Below are 5,439 nucleotides of genomic sequence, written 5' to 3'. Positions count from 1 at the left end.
CCGTGCAGATAGGCGTGCGGGGCGTAATTGAGCGGAGACCCCGGAACTTCGAGGCGCTGCAAGACGAGAAGGTGTTGAGACTACCTGGTTTGTAATGGGAGAGATGCATTATGAAACTCGGTCGTGCGGCTTTCTTTGGTCACTTTCTTTGCTGCCGCAAAGAAAGTGACCCCTCCGCCGGGGAGGCGGCTACTGAATAACAAGCACAACAAGCACCAAAAAACCTACCCCCGAGTCCCCTGAGAAATCTCCGCGCCAGCATCCCGAGCAAGCCGAGCCGTAATCGGCATAGAAAAAAACGAGAACAACCCAACAACAAAAAACGCCGGCCAAAAATCCGACCATCTCACGACCGCATGACCGTTCAGATACTGCGTGTAACCTGAAGCGTAATCCCGGCCACGGTAACCCCAAGCCCGAGCGAAACCTGCTGCACGAAACTGGCAAGACTGGTCGCCCGCCCGACATCGCGCGTTTCGATCTCCGCGTAAGCCAGCGAGTTGAGACTCGTGAACTGCAACGCGGGAAAAAATCCGCCGAGCAGCACGACGCTCCAGATGACCCACATCGGCGTGCCGGGAAAGAACGTCCCGCACGCCGCAATCGCGATGCCCGACAGCGCCGCGTTGTAGTAAAGCGTCTGCCGGAATTCGAAGCGACGCAGCACGCGCGATGCGAACGAGCGCATGAACATGCCGCCGAACGCCGAGGCGCACGTGATCGCGCCGGACTTGAACGCCGACAGCCCGAGCCCTTCCTGCAACGCGAGCGGCAGAAGAAACGGCACCGCGCCGAGCCCGATGCGGAACATCGAGCCGCCGAGCACGCTGGCCTGAAACGTCGGCACGCGGAAGAAGCGCAGATCGAGCAGCGGACGCAACGCGCGTCGCGCATGCAGCACGTACAGCGCGACCATCAGCGCGCCGGCGGCGACCATCGCGTAAGCGGTGCGCTCCGACACCAGCTCGCCGCCGACCAGCGACAGCCCGAGCAGCAGCAGCACGCCCGCGCCCGCCGAGAGGAAGAAGCCGAACCAGTCGAGCGGCCCCAGATGCTCCTCGCGCGAATTCGCAATGTAGCGGTTGGTCAGATAGATGCCGAAGATGCCGATCGGCACATTGATGAAGAAGATCAGACGCCAGTGCAGATACGTCGTGATGAATCCGCCGAGCAACGGACCGACCGCGGGGCCAAGCATCGCGCGGATGAATTCCGAACGTCGCACGGAACGGAAGATGATGATGCGCCCGACCGGCACCATCATCGCGCCGCCGACGCCCTGGATGAAGCGCGCGACGGTGAACGGCCCGAGCGACGTCGACGCCGCGCACAGCAGCGAGCCGACCACGAAGATGCCGATGGCCGTGCGGAACACGGTGCGCGCGCCGAAGCGGTCCGCGACCCATCCGCAAATCGGAATGAACACGCCGAGTCCGAGCACGTAACTCGTGACGGCAACCTTGAGTGTGACGGGATCGCGACCGAAGGCGCGCGCCATTTCGGGAATCGCCGTGACGATCACGTTCGCGTCGACGCTTTCCATGAACATCGCACACGCGACGATGAGAGGGGCAATGAAAGCTTTGACGGCAAGCGGCATGGCGAATCGCGTTCGGATCTTGGCGGCAAGAGCGGCGATTATGGCACCGATACGGCGCACGCGACGAGCGCTCGCCACGCATTCATCACGCATTCACGCGCGTGACCATTCATGAACGAGGAGTGAAGCAACGATGGACCCGCAAGACCTGCAACGTCTCGTCACGATGACGATGCCCTACGGCAAGTACAAGGATCGCGTGCTCGCGGATCTGCCCGCGCACTATCTCGCGTGGTTCGCGCGTGAGGGTTTTCCACAAGGCAAGCTCGGTCAGCTGCTCGCGCTCATGCACGAGATCGATCACAACAACCTGCGCTCGCTGCTCGATCCGTTACGCGGCCGATGAGCGCATGAAGGCGTGTGTTGAGCGCGAAAGCGGTCATTCGCAGATGCGCGATAGGTTGTGTTTGGCGATTCGTCAAGCACAAGATATTGTGGAAATGTGCGGCATCGAATGCTAAACTTCGGCAACGATATCGAATCGCGCAAGCGGCTTCCGAAGGCATCGGATCAAGCGCTTTCGGAGTCGGTTCCGGTGACGTGACGCAGCATTGATCGCGCTCATCGCATGGCATCGAGATGACGCGCGAAGCACATCGAGTCGCGCTGCAAATCGATGTCGTTTGCATCGCGTCGGCATCACATCGCAGCGATCGCAACACACATGACTCGAAGCGCGATGCGAGTCATCGCAACGACGCTGTCATGCATCGCGCTTCATGCACGTCGAGTCTCGCATGCACGCTCGCGAACATCGCGCGAAGGCTTCGGGGCATCGGCTGCAAAGCCTTGTGGAATAAGGCGCTCAGGGCATCGATGAAACGCGTTCGACGCGCATCGCGCAAGCATCGAACACACACGATGAGGATCGTTCCACACCTGTTCTTCGACTCATCGCATCACGCATCACTCGCGATGCGATGACTCAAGTGTTGTATGCAAGTAGCAACGCCCAAACTAAAACGCGTCAAAACGAGATTTTTCATGAGCAAACTCTTTTATCGCTCATGCAAAGATGGTACAAACCGATCTAAATTGATGGTGAGAATTTATGCTCAACTGGGATGACGAGACCACTGCCGTAGCTCCCTCGAGCGCTTCGCAACACAACCCGTTGCGTCACGCTCAGGATCTGAACGCCGGCACGACTTTCGGAACGCAAGGTGCGGCGCAAGCTGCCCACGCTCATCAAGCTGCTGGCCAGGCAGCCCATCAGACTGCGCAAGCGAACTCGACGAACATCTTCTCCGATGGCTTCGTTCCGCCCGCAGCCGCTACCCCGTCTGCCGGCGCAATCGCCGCGCAGAGCGCTGCGCGCGTCAATGTCGCCGACAAGCGCATCATCAACGGCCAGACCGACGTCAATCAGCTGGTCCCGTTCAAATACAAGTGGGCGTGGGAGAAGTACCTCGCCGGTTGCGCGAATCACTGGATGCCGCAGGAAGTGAACATGTCGCGAGACATCGCCCTGTGGAAAGACCCGAACGGTCTGTCCGACGACGAGCGTCGCATCGTCAAGCGCAACCTGGGCTTCTTCGTCACGGCCGACTCGCTCGCCGCGAACAACATCGTGCTGGGCACGTATCGTCACATCACCGCTCCGGAGTGCCGCCAGTTCCTGCTGCGCCAGGCCTTCGAAGAGGCGATCCACACGCACGCGTACCAGTACATCGTCGAATCGCTCGGCCTCGACGAGAGCGAGATCTTCAACGCCTATCACGAGGTCAAGTCGATCCGTGACAAGGACGAGTTCCTCATTCCGTTCATCCAGACGCTCACGGACCCGGCGTTCGTGACGGGCACGCTGGATGCGGACCAGAAATTGCTGAAGTCGTTGATCGTGTTCGCCTGCATCATGGAAGGGCTGTTCTTCTATGTGGGTTTCACGCAGATTCTGGCGCTGGGTCGTCAGAACAAGATGACGGGCGCGGCGGAACAGTATCAGTACATCCTCCGCGATGAATCGATGCACTGCAATTTCGGCATCGACCTCATCAACCAGATCAAGCTGGAAGAGCCGCAACTGTGGACCGCCGAATTCAAGGCCGAGATCCGCGAGCTCTTCAAGCAGGCGGTCGATCTCGAGTACAAGTACGCCGAAGACACCATGCCGCGGGGAGTGCTGGGTCTGAACGCATCGATGTTCAAGAGCTACTTGCGCTTCATCTGCAATCGGCGTTGCCAGCAGATCGGGCTCGACCCGCTTTTCCCGAACGAGGAAAACCCGTTCCCGTGGATGAGCGAAATGATCGACTTGAAGAAGGAACGCAACTTCTTCGAGACACGCGTGATTGAGTATCAAACCGGCGGCGCGCTCACCTGGGAATAATAAAAATCCAGGACGTGTTGCAGACGAAATCGTTGGGACGGTCAGGCAGCAGCGTGTCGCTCACGCGCGCCTGATCGACAAGGTTTAGGAGAACGGTCGCCTGATGCAAAGTGCGCCTACTGACTTAACGCGCCGTTTAACGGCCCGAACAGAAGACAGGCGAATTGCGATCCCTTCAATGGGATGGGCAAACTTCCCCCCAGAAAATGCCAGCGGCATGCTCGCTGGCTCGATCAAGCGATGGCCGGCGCCGCGAATACGCGGAGCTGACTCAATTTGGCGCGCGGTGCCTTGGGGCACGGCGCGCCTTGCCGTATTCATTAGCGTAAGCGGGCAGGACGCGCGTACGCCGATGAATAATCCGCTTCGTAGTGTGCACCCTGAGAAGGCGACATGTGGGAAGCGGGTTTTGACGAAGGGTGTTGTTTGAACTGACTCTCATCTGAAAACCTGAAGGAGAAAATCATGGCAGTTGCCAAGAAAAAACCCGCAGCGAAGAAGGCTGCAGCAAAGAAAGTCACCGCCAAGAAGGCTGCACCGGCCAAGAAGGTAGCCGCGAAGAAGGTCGCCGTTAAGAAGGTCGCGGCGAAGAAAGTAGCAGCGAAGAAGGTCGCGACGAAGAAGGTTGCAGCGAAGAAAGTCGCAACCAAGAAGGTCGCGGCTAAGAAAGTAGCGACGAAGAAGGTCGCGGCGAAGAAGGTTGCGGCAAAGAAGGTTGCGGCAAAGAAAGTCGCTGCCAAGAAAGCGCCCGCCAAGAAAGCCGCTGCGAAGAAAGTAGCGAAGAAGGCCGCGGCGAAGAAGGCGCCTGCGAAGAAGGCTGCGGCGAAGAAGGCCGCTGCCAAGAAGGCGCCTGCGAAAAAGGCTGCTGCCAAGAAGGCCCCCGCGAAAACTGCCGCTGCTGCTCCTGCCGCTGCCCCCGCTGCAAAGAAAGCTGCAGCGAAAAAGGCTCCGGCCAAGAAGGCCGCTGCTGCGAAGAAGACTACGGCTGCCGCTCCTGCAACGACGGCAACGACCGTATCGGCGCCTGCTCCGGCTCCGGCCGCTGCAGTCAAGACGGCGTTGAACCCGGCAGCGGCATGGCCGTTCCCGACGGGCAGCCGTCCGTAAGTCGCGGAAGTCACGCAGACAGCAGTTCGCAGGACCACGGCACACACCGATGTGCCTTCAGACCGGGTAGGCCTACCCGGCCACACCCGTCGCCGGGGCAACCCGGCGGCGGGTTTTTCGTTGGACGAACGAATGCGTGCTGCGAGCGCTTGCTGCACGCCTTCGACGGACATCGAGCCCAAAGAAAAAGCGCGTGCCTCTTTCGAAGCACGCGCTTTGTTCTGAACTTTGAACGCGCGTCTTGCTCGACGCGACGTTCGTTCAGTGCATCAATGCATTAGGTCCTGTTCACATTTAAGAGCGGCCCGAAGGCAGACACGATGGAGACAAAGGTGAGGTAGCTGTGGGCGAGTTTGTCATATCGAGTGGCGACGCGACGAAAATGCTTGATACGCTTAAAGAA

The 5,439-nt window shown here is 59.5% G+C and carries 3 protein-coding genes and 3 pseudogenes; 4 read left to right on the top strand and 2 right to left on the bottom strand.

What is annotated here, in order from left to right; genetic code table 11:
* Window positions 1–224: 224 nt before the first annotated feature.
* Window positions 225–1,600: pseudogene (locus tag BVER_RS27260) on the bottom strand (MFS transporter).
* Between the two features lie 133 nt (window positions 1,601–1,733).
* Between BVER_RS27260 and BVER_RS27255 the strand changes: the two are divergent.
* From BVER_RS27255 to BVER_RS30850, 4 genes and pseudogenes are all read left to right on the top strand, one after another.
* A complete protein-coding gene (locus BVER_RS27255; protein ID WP_050455915.1) occupies window positions 1,734–1,946 on the top strand; it encodes a DUF3820 family protein in 213 nt (70 codons plus the stop codon).
* A gap of 705 nt (window positions 1,947–2,651) precedes the next feature.
* Window positions 2,652–3,929 (top strand): ribonucleotide-diphosphate reductase subunit beta, encoded by a 1,278-nt coding sequence (locus BVER_RS27245; protein WP_050455913.1) that lies wholly within the window; start codon window positions 2,652–2,654, stop codon window positions 3,927–3,929.
* A gap of 103 nt (window positions 3,930–4,032) precedes the next feature.
* Window positions 4,033–4,364: pseudogene (locus BVER_RS34725) on the top strand (hypothetical protein).
* Window positions 4,365–4,394: 30 nt separating this feature from the next.
* Entirely contained in the window at window positions 4,395–5,036 is a 642-nt protein-coding gene (locus BVER_RS30850; protein WP_083452393.1) for a histone H1-like DNA-binding protein, read from the top strand.
* A 277-nt stretch (window positions 5,037–5,313) separates the two neighbouring features.
* Here the strand turns inward: BVER_RS30850 and BVER_RS33015 are convergent.
* Window positions 5,314–5,439, bottom strand: a pseudogene (locus tag BVER_RS33015) (IS5/IS1182 family transposase); the annotation flags it as partial.

It is taken from the genome of Candidatus Burkholderia verschuerenii, from assembly GCF_001189365.1.
GTDB classification, from domain to species: Bacteria; Pseudomonadota; Gammaproteobacteria; order Burkholderiales; family Burkholderiaceae; genus Caballeronia; species Caballeronia verschuerenii.
This window is presented reverse-complemented; position numbering and strand designations above follow the sequence as displayed.